At 39.6% G+C, this 17,023-nt stretch carries 19 protein-coding genes; 1 reads left to right on the plus strand and 18 read right to left on the minus strand.

The annotated features are described in order from the left end of the window. Positions 1 to 48 precede the first annotated feature (48 nt). A complete protein-coding gene (locus tag RBU59_RS08335; RefSeq protein ID WP_308147417.1) occupies positions 49 to 444 on the plus strand; it encodes a helix-turn-helix domain-containing protein in 396 nt (131 codons plus the stop codon). A 144-nt stretch (positions 445 to 588) separates the two neighbouring features. On the opposite strand, the gene RBU59_RS08340 is transcribed toward RBU59_RS08335, so the two are convergent. The 18 genes from RBU59_RS08340 to cobI all read right to left on the minus strand — a co-directional run bounded on the left by RBU59_RS08340 (position 589) and on the right by cobI (position 17,010). Further along, positions 589 to 1,215, minus strand: coding sequence for a precorrin-8X methylmutase (locus RBU59_RS08340; protein ID WP_308147418.1), 627 nt, complete (start codon positions 1,213 to 1,215; stop codon positions 589 to 591). After that, entirely contained in the window at positions 1,212 to 1,739 is a 528-nt protein-coding gene (locus tag RBU59_RS08345; protein WP_308147419.1) for a cob(I)yrinic acid a,c-diamide adenosyltransferase, read from the minus strand. Before RBU59_RS08345 ends, RBU59_RS08340 begins: the two co-directional genes overlap by 4 nt. Then, complete coding sequence (locus tag RBU59_RS08350) at positions 1,736 to 3,280, minus strand: cobyric acid synthase (RefSeq protein ID WP_308147420.1); 1,545 nt, start codon at positions 3,278 to 3,280, stop codon at positions 1,736 to 1,738. Before RBU59_RS08350 ends, RBU59_RS08345 begins: the two co-directional genes overlap by 4 nt. A 27-nt stretch (positions 3,281 to 3,307) precedes the next feature. After that, on the minus strand, positions 3,308 to 4,369 hold the full coding sequence (locus RBU59_RS08355) for a pyridoxal phosphate-dependent aminotransferase (protein WP_308147421.1): 1,062 nt from the start codon (positions 4,367 to 4,369) through the stop codon (positions 3,308 to 3,310). A gap of 37 nt (positions 4,370 to 4,406) precedes the next feature. Next, positions 4,407 to 5,384, minus strand: coding sequence for an adenosylcobinamide-phosphate synthase CbiB (cbiB, locus tag RBU59_RS08360; protein ID WP_308147422.1), 978 nt, complete (start codon positions 5,382 to 5,384; stop codon positions 4,407 to 4,409). A 63-nt stretch (positions 5,385 to 5,447) separates the two neighbouring features. Beyond that, positions 5,448 to 6,044: a histidine phosphatase family protein gene (locus RBU59_RS08365; RefSeq protein ID WP_308147423.1), complete on the minus strand. Its 597-nt coding sequence runs from the start codon at positions 6,042 to 6,044 to the stop codon at positions 5,448 to 5,450. Then, the gene (locus RBU59_RS08370) at positions 6,041 to 6,469 is read right to left on the minus strand and encodes a bifunctional adenosylcobinamide kinase/adenosylcobinamide-phosphate guanylyltransferase (protein ID WP_308147424.1); all 429 of its coding nucleotides are present in this window, start codon (positions 6,467 to 6,469) and stop codon (positions 6,041 to 6,043) included. The genes RBU59_RS08365 and RBU59_RS08370 overlap by 4 nt, the downstream gene beginning before the upstream one ends. Positions 6,470 to 6,488: 19 nt before the next feature. Continuing rightward, positions 6,489 to 7,277, minus strand: coding sequence for an adenosylcobinamide-GDP ribazoletransferase (locus RBU59_RS08375; RefSeq protein ID WP_308147425.1), 789 nt, complete (start codon positions 7,275 to 7,277; stop codon positions 6,489 to 6,491). Then, the gene (locus RBU59_RS08380) at positions 7,274 to 7,816 is read right to left on the minus strand and encodes a bifunctional adenosylcobinamide kinase/adenosylcobinamide-phosphate guanylyltransferase (protein ID WP_308147426.1); all 543 of its coding nucleotides are present in this window, start codon (positions 7,814 to 7,816) and stop codon (positions 7,274 to 7,276) included. The genes RBU59_RS08375 and RBU59_RS08380 overlap by 4 nt, the downstream gene beginning before the upstream one ends. A 62-nt stretch (positions 7,817 to 7,878) precedes the next feature. Further along, positions 7,879 to 8,934, minus strand: a complete 1,056-nt coding sequence (gene cobT / locus RBU59_RS08385; RefSeq protein ID WP_308147427.1) for a nicotinate-nucleotide--dimethylbenzimidazole phosphoribosyltransferase — start codon at positions 8,932 to 8,934, stop codon at positions 7,879 to 7,881. A gap of 14 nt (positions 8,935 to 8,948) precedes the next feature. Beyond that, positions 8,949 to 10,334: a cobyrinate a,c-diamide synthase gene (locus tag RBU59_RS08390; protein ID WP_308147428.1), complete on the minus strand. Its 1,386-nt coding sequence runs from the start codon at positions 10,332 to 10,334 to the stop codon at positions 8,949 to 8,951. After that, a complete protein-coding gene (gene cbiE / locus RBU59_RS08395) occupies positions 10,331 to 11,527 on the minus strand; it encodes a precorrin-6y C5,15-methyltransferase (decarboxylating) subunit CbiE (protein ID WP_308147429.1) in 1,197 nt (398 codons plus the stop codon). Before cbiE ends, RBU59_RS08390 begins: the two co-directional genes overlap by 4 nt. A gap of 10 nt (positions 11,528 to 11,537) precedes the next feature. Continuing rightward, the gene (gene cobK, locus RBU59_RS08400) at positions 11,538 to 12,305 is read right to left on the minus strand and encodes a precorrin-6A reductase (RefSeq protein ID WP_308147430.1); all 768 of its coding nucleotides are present in this window, start codon (positions 12,303 to 12,305) and stop codon (positions 11,538 to 11,540) included. A gap of 30 nt (positions 12,306 to 12,335) precedes the next feature. Then, entirely contained in the window at positions 12,336 to 13,133 is a 798-nt protein-coding gene (cobJ, locus tag RBU59_RS08405) for a precorrin-3B C(17)-methyltransferase (protein WP_308147431.1), read from the minus strand. A gap of 22 nt (positions 13,134 to 13,155) precedes the next feature. Continuing rightward, positions 13,156 to 14,199, minus strand: a complete 1,044-nt coding sequence (cbiG, locus tag RBU59_RS08410) for a cobalt-precorrin 5A hydrolase (protein ID WP_308147432.1) — start codon at positions 14,197 to 14,199, stop codon at positions 13,156 to 13,158. Between the two features lie 44 nt (positions 14,200 to 14,243). Further along, positions 14,244 to 15,020, minus strand: coding sequence for a precorrin-4 C(11)-methyltransferase (gene cobM / locus RBU59_RS08415; protein WP_308147433.1), 777 nt, complete (start codon positions 15,018 to 15,020; stop codon positions 14,244 to 14,246). 153 nt (positions 15,021 to 15,173) lie between these two features. Further along, positions 15,174 to 16,316, minus strand: a complete 1,143-nt coding sequence (cbiD, locus tag RBU59_RS08420) for a cobalt-precorrin-5B (C(1))-methyltransferase CbiD (RefSeq protein WP_308147434.1) — start codon at positions 16,314 to 16,316, stop codon at positions 15,174 to 15,176. A gap of 16 nt (positions 16,317 to 16,332) precedes the next feature. Then, entirely contained in the window at positions 16,333 to 17,010 is a 678-nt protein-coding gene (gene cobI, locus RBU59_RS08425; protein WP_308147435.1) for a precorrin-2 C(20)-methyltransferase, read from the minus strand. Positions 17,011 to 17,023 lie beyond the last annotated feature (13 nt).

Raw genomic sequence — 17,023 nt, forward strand, 5'->3', positions numbered from 1 at the left:
TAAAAAATATATTTTATGTTAGTATTTATTAAAAAAGGGAGTGTTATCTTGGATATTGGTAAAAAAATTCGAAACTTAAGACTTGAAAAAAATATTCCACAGAATGACTTGGCTCAGATCCTTGGGGTAAGTAAATCTACCATGTCCAATTATGAACGGAATTACAGTACTCCCGATCCCGATATATTAGTAAAACTGGCGGAATATTTTAATGTCAGTGTTGATTATCTGTTTGACTACGAAAATAGCAGACAAAGATTTGAGGGAACAAAAGAAACTACGAATTATACACATTCAAAAAGTACCGTTTTAACCAAAGACGAATGGAATGTGCTGAATTATTATAACCGGCTTACAGATGAATACAAAGATTATATTAAAGGCCGTATGATCCAGTTACATCTGGATCAGCTTAAAGAGAAAAACGAAGAAAGTTCTGACTGATGGGGTCGTTGCAAAATTCTTTTAATACTCTTACATATGGATTATGGTTCCTCACGTAAGTCTGTATTCAAAGAAATTTAGAAACGACCTCTTTTTTTATTTAATCTGCAGAGAATGTCTCAGGTAACATAACCGGCTCGATTATTACGGTATCATATACAAAAGTGCATTACAGATACATGCTGCTACATTACTACCGCCTTTTCTTCCCCTGGCTATGATATAAGGTACGTCTGTTTCCATAATTAACTCTTTTGCTTCCACTACATTAACAAAACCCACCGGAACACCGATGATTAGCTCCGGTTTTATATTTGTCTTAAGTATCAGTTCATGTAACCGTATCAGTGCAGTGGGGGCGTTACCGATTGCAAATATCAGGCTTTTATTTAATTCAACCGCTTTTTCCATACTGATGGCTGCTCTTGTTACTCCTCTCTCCTTTGCTTTTAGGGCAACATCCTCATCTGCCATAAAACAGTGCACGTCTCCGCCGAATCTGGCTAAGGATTTTTTATTGATTCCTGCTTTACCCATATTAGTATCCGTAATAATATCAGCACCGTTTTTTATTGCTTCCAGTGCTTTTTTAACTACTCCGTCTGAAAAACACAGGTTTTTTGCATAATCAAAATCTGCAGTCGTATGGATTACTCTTTTTATAATAGGTTTTAGCTCCTCATCCAGCTTTGTTTTTAATTCTGCCTCAATAATCTCAAAACTTCTTTTTTCTATTGTCTCCGGAGCTAAATATTCTGCCTGTATTTTCATAGTTCTATTCCCTTTCTGGCTGTAATATTTTTATCATAGGGATGTTTTACTTTCTTTATTTCCGATACATAATCTGCCTTTTCGAGAAATAAAGGCGCAGGGTCCCGTCCGGTCAGCACCAGCTCCAGTTCTTTCTTCTTATTCAATATAAGATCATCAATTAGCGGGCAATCCACCAATTCATATTTATATGCAGCCATTATCTCATCTAAGATCAGTAGATCACAGGAATCTCTCTTAACCATATCTAAAGCTTTTCTTAAGTTTTCATTGTGATATACGGTAATATCCTTTTTATCCTGGGGGGACATGGTATTGTAAAACCCTAAATCTTTATGATTCCGTATCACGGTAATGCCCGGAATTAACTTTAAACTCTCCAGTTCACTTACCACTCTTCCTTTCAGGAATTGTAATAATACTACTTTCATTCCGCTGCCGGCAGCACGAATGGCCAGCCCGATTGCCGCCGTGGTTTTACCTTTTCCATCCCCGCAGTAAACATGTATCAAACCCTGATTCATTTCGCTTCCTCCAAAATTCTATAAATGAAATCTATGTCCAGATTGTTCCTGACCGTATCCGCTAACTTGTCATATTGCATTTCCTTATAAGCTTTTAAATCAACGGATTTCACTTGATTATATTCCAAACCCTTAGACTTATAAAGGGTTTTGATAATTCCCTCTATAAATTCTTCACTATCAAATATTCCATGTACATAGGTTCCGATTACGTTTTCGAATACATAACCGTCAGACTTTAGACTTTCATTTTGCTCTGTATTGCCATCCATTCTTTCTGTTAAACAAGCAGAGATCTGAGAAAAATAACTACCATTGCCACGACCCGTTTTACTGGATACTCCCATATGAATTTCATACCCCTCAATAGGAACACCGTTTAATAATCCGAATATCCCGTCCAGAGTATTGATATTTCCCGCTATTCTGGTACGAACTTTTTCTTTATTAAATACGGTTGCTATTGGCAGCAGTCCCATTCCCTCCATATTACCGGAGGCTTCCACTCCATAGGGATCACTTAATTTTTCTCCGAGCATCTGGTATCCGCCACAGATTCCGAAGACAATCTTTCCCTCTGCCGCCTGCTTTTTAATTGCGGTTTCAAGACCATTCTGCCGCATCCAGAGAAGGTCTGCCATAGTACTTTTGGTTCCCGGTATAATAATCATATCCGTTTCTTTTAAGTCAGATACATTTGTTATATAACGAAGAGAAACGCCCTCCATATGTTCCAGAGAATTAAAATCCGTAAAATTCGAGATACGTGGTAACTTAATGACAGCTATATCTACCAAACCGATCGTCTTACTGCTTACAAAACGCTCAGATAAACTATCTTCATCATCAATATCCAGATACACATAAGGGATTACACCTGCTACTTCTTTTCCGCTTATATCCTTTAACATGTCAAGTCCCGGTTCTAATATGGCCTTATCTCCCCTGAACTTATTAATTATAGTGGCTTTCACCCTTGCCCTTTCTTCTTCCTCCAATAACATTAACGTTCCTGCAAGCTGAGCAAATACACCGCCTCTGTCTATATCGCCGACTAATAGAACCGGTGCATCAACGAGTTTTGCCATACCCATATTGACAATGTCATCACTTTTCAAATTAATTTCTGCCGGGCTTCCGGCTCCCTCTATTACAATGATATCATATTCTTCCTCCAATTTATGATAAGCTTTCATAATATCCGGTATAAGAGATTTTTTATACTTAAAGTAATCCATGGCTTTCATATTACCAAGTACTTCACCATTTACAATAACCTGGGAACCCACATCAGTGGTAGGTTTTAAAAGTATTGGATTCATAAGCACACTGGGTTTAATCCCACAGGCTTCCGCTTGCATAACCTGTGCTCGTCCCATTTCCAGGCCCTCTTCCGTAATGAAGGAATTCAAAGCCATATTTTGAGATTTAAAGGGTGCGACCTTGTGCCCATCCTGTTTTAATACCCTGCAAAGCCCTGCCACCAAAAGGCTTTTTCCTACATTGGACATGGTTCCCTGTATCATAATCGCTTTTGCCATAATTTATACCCTCCTATATCTTGTAGTCTAATTCTGATTCAGTTTGCAGATGTCTAAAAATTCAGCTATCTCCCTAATCAGGATAACATTTTCTTCATGATTTTTGACTGCAATCCGGTAGAATTCTCTGCTTAATTGATTGTAATTGCCACACTGCCGTATGAGGATTTCCCTATGTAACAGAAATTCATAAAGGGTATCCCAACATTTAAAGAAGATGTAATTGGCAGTAGGTTTAAATACCTTGATTCCAAGTGTTTTCAGACTGTTATACAGATACTCCCGTTCAACTCTTATTAGCTCTTTGGTCTTAAGACGGTAGGACTCTTCCTTTAAGGCTTCTATTCCGGCAATCTGGGCCGGTACGGACACATTCCAGGCAGGCCCCATGGCAGACATTTTGTTAATCAGCTGTATATCACTGCATATGCCGTACCCGAGTCTTAAACCAGCCATAGCATATAATTTGGTAAACGCTCTTAACAGAAAAACTCTATCATTTTTATTCAGATACTTCTTTATTGAATAGGCTTCCGGTTCGTCCGTAAATTCAATGAAACACTCATCCATCACTAAGAAAATATTGTACCTGAGACACTGAGTCATAATTTTTTCTAACAGGGCTGGTGGTATAAGGTTACCTACCGGATTATTGGGGTTACATAAAAATAACAGATCAATCGTTTCATTTAATTGGTTCAGAAGCTGTTCCGTGACTTGAAACGAATCCCGTTCCGTTAAAAGGCAGTATTCAATCTGACTTCCGGCTTCCCTTAACGCTTTTTCATATTCGGAAAAAGCAGGTGCCGTTACCATTGCTTTTCCTGGTTTTAAGGCATAACATAATCGAAATATTAAATCAGAAGCACCGTTTCCGCAGATAATGTAATCCCTGTCTGCTCTTTCATAATCCGCTATGGCACTTGCCAGACTGCCGCAGCGGTTATCCGGATATAAGGCAAAAGTATCTATGTGTCGGATAAGTGTTTTTTTTACGCCCTCCGGCAGACCAAAGGGGTTGGTATTAACAGAAAAATCCCAGCTGATTTTTTTATCATAAATTTCGCCGCCATGTTGGTTTTGCTCCATTATTCTCTCCTGTCTGCCAATTCTCTAAGCCGGCAGTTTATTTAATAAACATTACTACACAAACTAATTTCAATATGGTAAATAATACTACCGCCAGAAAGGATGCTGCGTAGAGTAGTTTATTTACCCTTTTAATGTCTTCTGCTTCAATCGGCCTTGTATCATCCCCTATGGTAGGTTTCTTGTACAGTTTTCCAAAATAAAAAGCATCTCCGGCGAGTTGAAGACCTAATGCACCTGCACAGACTGCTTCTGTCTGGGCAGAATTGGGACTGGCATGGTTTTGTTTATCTCTTCGATAGATCCGTACCGCTGCTTTAAAATCCAACCCAGTTAAAGGACATACCAATATCATAAGATAAGCAGATATTCTGGCCGGGAGATAATTAACGAAATCGTCTAACCTGGCCGCAACCCGTCCAAAATAAAGATAGGACTCGTTTTTATATCCAATCATGGAATCCATGGTATTTACCGCTTTATAGAAAAAACCAAGGACCGGCCCTCCGATTGCCAGATAAATCATCGGTGCAATTACTCCGTCGGAGGTATTCTCCGCAACCGTTTCAACAGCTGCTCTGGTAACTCCTGCTTCATCTAAATCAGCGGTATCTCTTCCGACTATCATGGATACGTTATATCTGGCTTCTTTTAAATCCCCCTTAACCAGCGAATGGTATACCCGCATACTTTCAACTTTAAGACATTTCGTAGCCAGTATCTGATAACACATGATACTTTCAACGATAAACCCAAGTAAAGGAATATTATGATACAAAAAATTCAAAAGGGTAAGAGGAATCAGAGTGGAGAAAGTGAGAATCAGGATTACCAGTACTGTACCTCCCGCCATCAGGCTTTTTTGCGTATTTTTACAGAATCTGCGTATCCATTTTTCTGTCTTACTTATTAAAGTTCCTATAAGACGGATGGGATGGGGAAGCCAATACGGATCGCCAAAGATTAAATCTAATAAATAGCCGGTTACAAATGCGGTTATGGAATAATAAATCATGATTTTTCTCCCGTATCAATTTATTTTAAGGTAATTAAGATACTAAACTGTAATATTCTGATACTATAACGTTTCACAGTTGGCTGCTATTATGCTAACAACTTTCAGGCTGACTCTGTCTTTCTGAAGTTCACACAGATATCCTTCACCATTTTTTAACTGCCAGTCATAGAAGCTTTTTTCAGGTACTCCGTATTTTTCTAAAATAGCCATAATAGTACCTCCATGGATAATAAAGGCAAGATCCTGATTGAAACTTTTTTTTATGATCAGTTTATAAGCCTCCTGGCATCTCTTTTTAAAATCCTCCTGCTTTTCGGCGGAGGGAAATTCCGAGGTTCCATTGCCTGCAAGCCATTTTTGATATTTAACATGATTTGATAGCTCCAGATAATTTTTATTTTCCAATTCTCCAAAGTCACATTCCCTTAAATTCTCAGAAAGAATATATTTTTTCTTTGGATAGATAAGTTGTGCCGTCTGAATGCAGCGTTTTAAGGGACTTGTATAAATAACGGAAACTTCCGGGTATTGGTTGTCTTTCACATTTTCCAGAATCCGGTCCACACCCTCCGTACATAAAGATTCATCTGTCACTCCGATATACCGCTTTTTAAGATTTCCTTCCGTCTGGCCATGTCTTATCAGCATTACCTTCATTTTAGTTTCATCCCCAATCCGCAGACAATCCTTTCTACACTTGTAGAGTATTCTGCCACTCTGCATAAACACCGTCCTACTGTTTCCCGGTATATCCGATCTGTTTTATCCATAGGAACGATTCCGTATCCGACTTCATTACAGATAATAACAGCGGATGGGTTCTTTGCTATCAGTACTTCAATAAATGCTAAGGCCATATCCTGGGGCGTGGAGGGATTTTTTAAATAGACATCCCCAAGTGTTTCCTCCATCCATAAACGCTTAATAAATAAATGGAACTGATGAATAATTCTTTTGGACAATATTTCTTTCATAGAGCAAACTGCTCCATCACAAATTTCTATGCTGTCTATAGAGATATTCTTTTTGTTACATACATACTGAAGTTTTCCCTGGCTGATTCCACCGATATATAATTCCATTTTATTTTTCCTCCCCTTACTAAAGAATAACTGCCACGGCAATCACAATAGCCAGCTCACAAACCTGTAGAAAAAATCCGGCCAGATCACCTGTAATTCCTCCAAACTGGCTGTAAGAGACCCTTTTGTAATACCAGAAAATAAGTAACGCCATAAGAAACAGTACACTGCCGCCAATCCTATCAACGTAAAGCAGGAAACCCAGACAGATAAAGAGAATCAGTCCTAATAAAAAACCTGTAATTCCCCTATGTGCGGCAGAAGAAAAAGCATACAATAAGCCTTGTTTTTTGGCAGAGCGAAACAGTACCAGCCCTAATCCGCTTAATGCTCTGGATAGAATGAATCCCAGACTTAGCATTATATATGCTTTAAGACTTTTCATTTCCGTAAGGGCTCCAAAATACAAGATAAAATAAACACTACAGCTAATTAGAGCAAAAGCACCAGTGTGGGGATCTTTTAATATTTCTAATTTTCTCTCTTTCGGCTGATAGGAACCTAACGCATCTACCGTATCGATAAATCCGTCCAAATGAATGCCTCCGGTTATAAAAACAGGAATAGCCAAAGCAACGGCTGATCTCATAAAAACCCCAAAACCTAAAACCCCAGAGAGCCCCCACCATCCGCAAAGAACTCCGCCGATTACAACACCTATGAGAGGAAAAAAGATTAAGGAATACTTCCTGTTTTTTTCATCCCATTCTACTCTCGGCATTGGTATTATGGAATAAGTCGAAAAAGATATTATTATAGATGACAATACAGAAGTTATTAAAGATACTAATCTATTTATAAATGTCATAAAATATCTGCTCCTTTCTGGCAGACCGGTATCCCGCACACGATTTCGTAAACATTTGAAGCCATATTGGCAATGGTACAATTTATTTCACCTAATATGTTTATGTATTGGGAAGTTTCCTCATAGTGGGAACCATTATCGGAAAAAACTTCATTGGATACGATAATGACATGCTCACAAACTGCAGCTAGATGAGTGATACCCTTTAGAATTTCCTCTTTTACCGGTACCTTTTCAAACAAATTAGATATTCCATTCTCACAGTACATCTCATTTGCCAGCAGATTGGACATACATTCTAATAATACGGCAGGATAATTATTTATCTCCAAATTTTTTAAATCCGTATAACGCTCCAGGGTTTGGAATCCTTTTTCTTTCCTTTGGTTTTGATGTCTTTTGATTCTAATTAAGCTTTCCTCATCCATCGGAATCATGGTAGCGATATAAAGTAAATCCTTATTTCTAAGCTTTACTGCCAGGTTTTCCGCAAATTTTGATTTTCCGCTTCCACTGCCGCCGGTAACTAATATAATCATAACAACCTCTTTCCGGTAAAAGATACACACCCATATCCGCCTATAATGGTATATAATTTCTTTTATTTATTATCGAATCTCTCATAAGCCTTAACATTAATATTATCAAAAGTAGAATTAAAGTAATAAACTTTCAATACCATATCTAACAAGGGAAACAACATGGCTGTTCCTGTACCCTCTCCCAATGCCAGATTGCCGTATATTACAGGGGTAAGCCCTAATTCTTCCATAATCTTTATACTGGCAGGTTCTTTGCTCATATGAGAGGGAATCATATAATTAACGGCTTCCCTGTTAATTCTGGCTGCAATAAGGGCAGCTACGGAAGATATTACCCCGTCAATGACTATGGGAAGTCCATACTGTAAGCCGCCTATATAGAGACCAACCATTCCTGCAATATCATAACCGCCCAGTTTAGCAAGGACTTCCACCGGATTTCCGGAATCGGTCTGGTTAATACAAATTGCTTCTTCTATGACACGAACTTTTCTGTTAAGTCCCTCATCTGATAAGCCGGCACCTTTACCGGTGACCTCCCTTACCGGAAGATTTAATAAAACACTGGCAACAGCACTGCTGGTAGTGGTATTTCCAATTCCCATTTCGCCGGTTCCGATTATGCGATAGCCGTCCTCTTTTAAATCCCTGACAATTTCCATACCGATTTCAATTGCTTTTAATGCCTGTTCCATGGTCATTGCCGGTTCTTTTGCAATATTTCCTGTTCCATAACCGACTTTTTTATTTATAATCCCAGGAGACTCTAAGTCTTTATTTACGCCTATATCAACCGGTATTACCTTAGCACCGGCTGCCGCAGCCATCTGATTGATACTTGCAATTCCTTTTGCAAAATTTTCCGTAACAATTGCTGTAACGGAACTGTCGGTCTGAGTCACCTTTTCCCTTACCACTCCGTTATCACTGCACATAATTACTACAGCTTTCTTACTGATATCTACTTTTTTACTGCCTTGAATACCAGCTATCTTAATGATCAAATCTTCAAATACTCCCAGGCTCCCTATAGGTTTAGCAATATTATCCCAATGCTCTTTAGCGGCAGCCATAGCTGAATGGTCTAACTTTTGTTCCCTGATCTCAAGCATCATACCTATCCTTTCCTTTAAACCGGATTCTTATAGTGATATGGACTGATTCTGTATTGCATACACCGGTCTATAAACCGTTTTGCAATGGAATTATCACTGGAGAAATAAAGGTGTGGAAATCCGGCATAAAGGGTTTTACTTGCGTGAACACACTCCCATTCCCTGCTGCCGTCCGGTTTCACTGCATGAAAATCCTTGCCGCAGCTTTCGCTGTCCCAATAATGAAATTCATGGGCTTTAATCATTTCCTGATTACCGGCTGCTAGACTTTCCTCCAGGCCTTTTAAATAAATATAACCAAATCTCTGCAGGTGTTTGGTTTTAAAACATTTACCGGGAATTACACCCGCCATAGGATAGGCTAACCCTTTCGAATCCTCCATAGTTTCGTGAAGATACATAAAACCGCCGCATTCCGCGATGGTGGGTATTCCATTCTCAATTGCAGTTTTAATCTCATGAAGCAGGGAAGTATTCCGGGATAAATCTCTGGCATACAGTTCCGGATATCCCCCGCAAAGCAATAATCCATCCACTTTCTCAGGCAGAGTTTTATCCCTTAAGGGACTAAAAAAATAAAGCTTGGCTCCTGCCTCCTTAAGCCTTTCCAGATTATCCCTATAAATAAAACAAAAGGCTTCATCCTGTGCTACTGCAATGGAAATCTTCTCTTTTTCCTTTAGGTAGGGTAAATCTTCTGTAATCGAAAGAGGTTCTGCCATTCCTGCAATGGTGAGGATTTTCTTAAAATCAATGGTATTAGAGAGCCTGTCCGCCAATCTCTTTATCCTTTCTTTAATATCTATTATTTCATCGGCAGTTACCAGTCCGAGATGCCTGCTTTCAAGCTCCCATTCCCTAAGGACAGGTACATAACCAATTGCCTGGATTCCCATATCTTCTGCTAGTTTTCTGGCACTGTCGTATAATCTGTCCGGCAGCCGGTTAAATATAACCCCTTTAATATAACTTTCCTTTTTGTATGTTGAAAAGCCATGTAATAATGCACCTAAAGAACCACTGATTCCCTTAGCGTCAACAATTAAAATTACCGGTGTTTTCGTTATCGCTGCGATAGAATAAGTACTTCCGGTATCAGAAAACCCGATACCGTCGTAATAACCCATTACTCCCTCCATTACACTGATATCCGTATCTCTGGAATTTTGATATAGTAAACCCATTAAAGTATCATCATCACAAAAAAAGCTGTCCAGATTCCCGGATTTTGTACCTATTACTTTACTGTGAAACATGGGGTCTATATAATCGGGTCCGCATTTAAAAGAACTGACTTTGTAACCTCTGTCCACCAGACCCTGTAATATACTTAAGGTTATGGTTGTTTTTCCTGCACCGCTTTTTGTTCCTGCTAACATGATCCGATTTATCTGTTTCAAGTAGTTTCCCCCCTGCCGCTAACTATAAATACCGGGTTTTGTCCCATTAACATATGATAACTTCCCACTTTCTGTGCTTTTGATATGGCAGCCTGTACTACTTCAACTTCTTCAAATTTAAACTCAGTCATAAGTCTTAAAACTTCTGTCAGAGTTTCTAAAGCAATGGCAGTAATAACCAGGCGAATACCCGGATTTTTATTAAGTAAAGATTTTATGATGTTCTCCATATTTCCCTTACTGCCTCCGATAAATGCAAAATCCGGTTTCTCTAAATTCTCCATAACTTCCGGTGCAGTTCCTGGTATTGCTATTATGTTTTCTAGTTTGAATTTATCTTTATTTTTCTCTATCAGCCCTATAGCTTCTTCTTTCTGCTCAATTGCATATACTACCCCTCTCTTAGCCAGAAACGCTGCTTCAACAGAAACAGAACCGGTACCCGCTCCGATGTCATAAAGGATGGAATCTTCCTTAAGCTTCAATTTGCTTAAGATGATAGCTCTGATTTCACTTTTGGTCATGGGAACAGCACCGCGTATAAATTCATCATCGGGAATGCCGATACGGAATTTTGCTTCATAATCCGAGTTTATAATATAAACAGCACTTAAGGGGGCAAAATCCATATGTTGAATTTCTTCGGCTGTTCCTTTTACGATTCTTTCCTTATCGTAGGAGAGGTTTTCTCCCACATACACCTGTACGAATCCAAGACCTGCCCGGGTAAGCTTTTGGCATATAGCATTTATTTTTCCATCCGTGAGAGCAAAGGTTTTCATGTGCTGTCTTACTGCCTGTACAATATTCTCCTCCCTGCCGTGAAGACTTAACAAAAAGGCATCCTCCCAGGATAATTTTAGCTTAGAGCAAAAATAGGATACGGTTGAAATACCGGGAATAACCTTAACTTCATACTCCTTAAGCAAAGGAAGAAGAGAGGTCGTTCCACTGTAAAATCCGGTGTCACCGGACATAAGAACGGCATAATTTACATAGTTTGAGGATTGTATGAAATTCTTAATCTCATTACCGTCAAAGGACGGAAAAGACGGCTTATTTCCTGTATTTACGGATTCTATCATACGTTTAGCACCAAGTAATACTTCAGCCTTGTCGATATGGTTTTTTCCCTCTATTGTAAGGGTATCTGTATTACCCATACCTACTCCGATTATTGTTACGTTTTTCATAATCACCTCTTTAATCTGCCGCAGCCGGCGGAATCAATTTCTTAAGTTTCTCTGTAACCTCCTGCAGGGTATATCCCTTTTCCGCTTCGGGTCGTTTTATAACGATAACCTGAGCACCGGCTTTTTCTGCCGCATGTACTTTTTCCAAAAACCCTCCATAGGCGCCGGCTTCCTTGGTTACCAGATAAGATGCTTTTATTTCCTTTAAGAGAGCTAAATTAAATTCTTCCGAAAAAGGTCCCTGCATACAAATCAGATTGCGGCCTGTGAAGCCCAGTTCCATACACTGTTTTACATTCTCGTAATCCGGCAGTATCCTTACCGTTAATCTTTTCCTGTAATCCCTGATTTGACTGAATACTTGCAGTTCCTTGCTTCCGGTAGTAATCAGTGCTGCCCCTTCGTGTGTATTTAAATAGTTTGCAGCCTCGTATATGTTATCAACCTGTATAACACCCGGTATAATCTGGCTTTCTCTTAGTACACGGACATATGGTGTATTATGCTTTATACATGCAGTTTTAATATTTATCGTAACTTCCCTGGCATAAGGGTGAGTTGCATCTATTACAAGTACGTATTGGCTGCCAAAGAGTAATTCCTCCATCTGCTGCTCATCCATTCTGCCTACCAGTATGTCGGATATTTCATTTGGCGGCAGTACCGACTCCCCATATTCCGTTGCGACAGAGGCAGTTACCGGAATATTAAGCTCACTGCAATATTCCCAAATAAACCTGCCCTCCGTTGTACCTGCAAACAAAAGTATTTTCTCCATAAATCTCTGCCTTTCCCGTTTTGCTTAAAATTACAAGTCTGTATTAATGGATGCTTTACCAGGATCCGTCTTCCGGTGTAAATCAGGTGTAATTTTATAACCTCTTGGTGTTACCATCTTATTATTCAGATTTTTTGTGGTGGAATTACCTATAAATACAGTTGTAAACATATCTACCGATAGTTCCTTTAAATCGACCAGATTCATTATCTGACTGGATTCACCCTCCCGTCCGATATTACGGACATAACCGCATACTGTTTCTTTCTTCCTGTATTTCAAGATAATTTCACAGGCTTTTTTTAGATAATCAAACCTTTTTTTACTGGACGGGTTATAAAGACAGATTACCATATCACACATGGCAGAACACTGCAGTCTTTTTTCAATCAAGTCCCAGGGAGTCAGTAAATCGCTCAGACTGATGACGGCAAAGTCATGAGTCAGGGGAGCCCCTAATACCGCTCCGCCGCTTAATGCAGCTGTTACACCGGATATCACTTCGATTTCAAAAGGTTCATATTCTACAGCCAGTTCATAAACTAAGCTGGCAAGGCCATATACACCGCTGTCACCGCTGCATATTATTGCAACCTTTTTTCCTTGCAATGTCTTCTCTATAGCCCACCTGCACCGTTCTTCCTCCTTCTTCATGGAAGTACTGTAGTATTCTTTATTTTCAATATACTTCTGCACCAATTCCACATAAACGGAGTATCCTACGATTACCTCACTATCTTCCAGGGCCTCTTTTGCCTGCATGGTCATATATTGATAATTCCCTGCTCCAAATCCTATTATGTATAATTTCATTTGACACCATTGCATATCCTTTCTTTCTCTTTTACTTTTATAGTGAAGATATAAATGTTATCGAATAGTCCTTTACATAAGCAGCCAGGGTGATACCTGCCGCAGCTGTTTTAGGTATCAGCATTTTGCCATAACCGCTTCCAAGACAAGCACTTCTTTCACATACATTATCTACACCGACTGTTTTTTCTACAAATTGGGATGTTTTAAAATCACCCGGTGCTTTTTTCAGTTCCTCCGCGGAGAACGTGCTGTATTCCACCTGCAGATATTCCGAGAGTTTCAGAATCCCCTCTTCTTCTGCTTTTATATCAATGGAACAAATACTACAGATACGTTTTTCATCCAGATTATATTTTCTAAAAGTATTCTTTAGAACATCCATAATGGGTGCTATTTTTGTACCTTTTCTGCAACCGATTCCCAGTACAATATTTCTCGGTATCAGATGTAAAGTCTTAGGGAAAGGGCTAAACAGCGTATTTTCTGCTATATAGATACCTATGTCGGCAGCTTTTTTAGTAAGTTCGAAAGGTTTGTCCCCATGTATTGGATATTCACTGCAAAATCCCACCTGGTTACCGTTTAATATGGCACCTGATATTTCTTTTATCAGACTCATATTCGTTATAATCAGGTTATTATTAACTGCCCAGCTATCAACCGCAAATTTATGATTCATATCGGTTGCAGTGGTTATGACCGGCTGTGCTCCTATCAACCCGGCTACCTTTCTGCTTAGTTCGTTCGCTCCGCCGATATGACCGGACAAAAGGGCAATCACATATTTACCGTCTTCCCCTGCCACTACTACGGCCGGATCCGTTACTTTACTTTTAATATAAGGTGCAATTGCCCGAACTGCTATACCACAAGCTCCGATTACAATGATACCGTCCATGGTTCTGAATAATTGATTCATTAATTCACTCAGGTTTTGAAAAGGATTTATTTCTGTACTTTGAATATACTTGGCTAATCCATACCCCTCAGCTTCCATACCAGAGGATTGTAATCCCCGGCAAATTTTATTGTTTAAATATCCGCCTTTTACCGTAAAAGAAATGATACCTACTTTCATAAACTTAATAAAGCCTCCTTAAGCAATTATCCGGTGCTCTTTCTTTAACCCTGCAGCTTTCCCTGATTAAAGGCAGCCTCACGGTATCCGGTAGAAAAGGATGGATCATACAATTTTGATAATTCATAATCGTCACCCAGAAACTCACCGACTACAATCAGAGCGGTTTTGGTTATGTGGTTCTTTAACGCCATTTCAGGTAAATCCGCTACAATCCCACGTACCACCAGTTCATCCTCCCAGCTTGCTTTATACACAATTGCACAAGGTGTGGTAGGCTTATATCCACCATTTTGCAGTTCCTCTTTCAGTTCCTCCAAAAGTCCGGTACTTAAAAATATAACCATAGTGGACTGATGAGCTGCAAGCGATGCAATCTGTTCTTTCTCAGGTACCGGTGTACGCCCTGCCATACGGGTGATAATAACTGTCTGGGATACTCCTGGCAATGTATATTCCGTTTTTAAGGATGCCGCAGCTCCAAACAAACTGCTGACACCGGGACAAATATCATACTCAATTTTTTCTTTAGTAAGACAATCCATCTGTTCCCTGATTGCTCCATAGATACTTGGATCTCCGGTATGAAGCCTTACGACTTTCTTACCCTCCCTGCTGCCGTTAATCAGAACCTCCATAACCTGTGTAAGTGTCATACGGGCACTGTCATAAATACAGCAATCTTCTTTCGTATACTGCAGCAGGTCAGGATTTACCAGGGAACCTGCGTAGACTACTATATCCGCTTCACTTAATAATTTCTGGCCTCTGACAGTAATTAAATCCACCGCACCGCAGCCGGCCCCTACAAAATGTACCATATTTGTACCTCCTGCATAACGCAGATCTGTCTGCGTTACTGCTTTAATAAGTAGTTTGAAAGGGAACTTTCAAACTTCTCCTATCGTAAGTTAAATTAACAGGATTCGAGTATCAAGACCATACAAATAATTTATGTCCGCCAATTTGCACATCTACACTTCACACTCGCCTCCTATAAGTTGATTTATAAGAAACGGAACCTTTTTTGTCTCTCCTAATATGCCATATTTATTTGAAAATACCAAAGCCCCTATTGTTAAACCCTCATATGCTCTGTGCCCTATATGATAGTCGATTTTTTCCATCAAAACTTGCATTACTGCTTCCAGTAAACCGGCTTCCTGAAATAGTTCCAGAGCTTCATCCGTAGTAATACAATTAAGGATTTTTCGTAACAATACAGAATCTCCGCCTGCCAGAAGACCACAGCTGCACAGTATCTCCATCCGTCCGTCCGCCCATTTGGAATGGGTATTCATGATACCTCCGCCAAGCTTAACTAACTTACCGATATGCCCTACCAGTAATAATCCCTTTAATTTAAATTCAAATGCCATATCAATGGTTTCTCCGATAAAATTACTGCACTTAACCGTCTTGTTTTCTGTAAGAGTCAGGTGACTGTCCACAAAGGCTTCCCCATAGTTTCCGGGAGCTGCTATAAGGTATTTTGCTCCTTCTGCCACAAGGGAACTCATCTCCGTTCTGATCGTATCAATAAGTGCCGTTTCACTCATCGGTTCCACAATACCGGTGGTTCCCAGTATGGAAAGGCCACCCTTTATTCCGAGTCTTGGGTTAAATGTTTTTCTTGCAAGCTCTTCTCCCTGAGGTATTGAGATGATAATTGATAAGCCTCCGGTGTATTCTGACTCTTCGCAGACTGCCATAACCTCTTTGTAAATCATTTCTCTGGGAACGGTGTTGATGGCAGCCTGCCCGATATCCTGATTTAAGCCTAATCTGGTAACCCTTCCAACTCCGGGTCCACCGTCAATCACAATATCCTTATCCGTCTTACTGACCGTAGCAAATACTAATATTCCATTGGTTACATCTGCATCGTCCCCGCTGTCTTTTTGTATCCCGCAGGTAACAAAATCATCTCCCCGTGTAATCTCTTTTACTTCCAGGTTAAGAGGTATTCCTTTTGGTGTTAAGATAGAAATCCATTCCAAAGTTTTTTCTGCAAACAACATAACCGCACCTGCTTTTGCTGCTGCCGCCGCACAGGATCCTGTTGTATAACCGCACCTTAATTTCTGGTTTCCTTTATAAACATATCTCTCTAACATAATTTAACCGGCCCTTTTACTTTACAATAATTAGGGAATAATATCCCGCTTCCTCTGGGATTTCATCAAGGGTGGAATATACTTTCTCCTGCTCCATTCCGCAATTCTCCACCATTGCCGCATGAAGCCCCAAAGCCTTTATTTGTTCCTTTACTTCACCAAATTTTTTTCCTGTTTTCATAAGTACCTTGGTACCTTTTAGGGTAATGGCATCAGAAATAGAATAAGAACCCGGTATAATATGAAGCTGTTCTGAATTTTCCACAAGTCCTTCCTGTAATCTGGCAGCCACAGCACAAAAGGACGGAATGCCGTTAATTATTTCTGCTGTAAAACCCTCGGCTAAAATACGCTTATGAATATAAATATACGTAGAATAAATTGTTGGATCTCCTAATGTCAGAAATGCAACCTTAAGTCCCTCCTCCAAATAGCTCCTGATTAATTCTGCACCATTTTTGTGGCTTTCTTCTAACTTTTCTTTCTCTTTGGTCATAGGCATATCCACTGTAATGATTTTTTTATTGCCAATATCCGATAAAAACTGTTTTACAATATTATAAGCCATGCAGGTATTCAAATCTTTCCCCGGCACAGCAATTATGTCAGACTCTTTTATAATTCGGACTGCTTTTAATGTAAGTAATTCCGGATCTCCCGGCCCTACTCCCACACCGAATAATATACCTTTCATACGAATTCCTCCA

Origin of the sequence: Anaerocolumna sp. MB42-C2 (assembly GCF_030913705.1) — a bacterium.
Classification (GTDB): Bacteria; Bacillota; Clostridia; order Lachnospirales; family Lachnospiraceae; genus Anaerocolumna.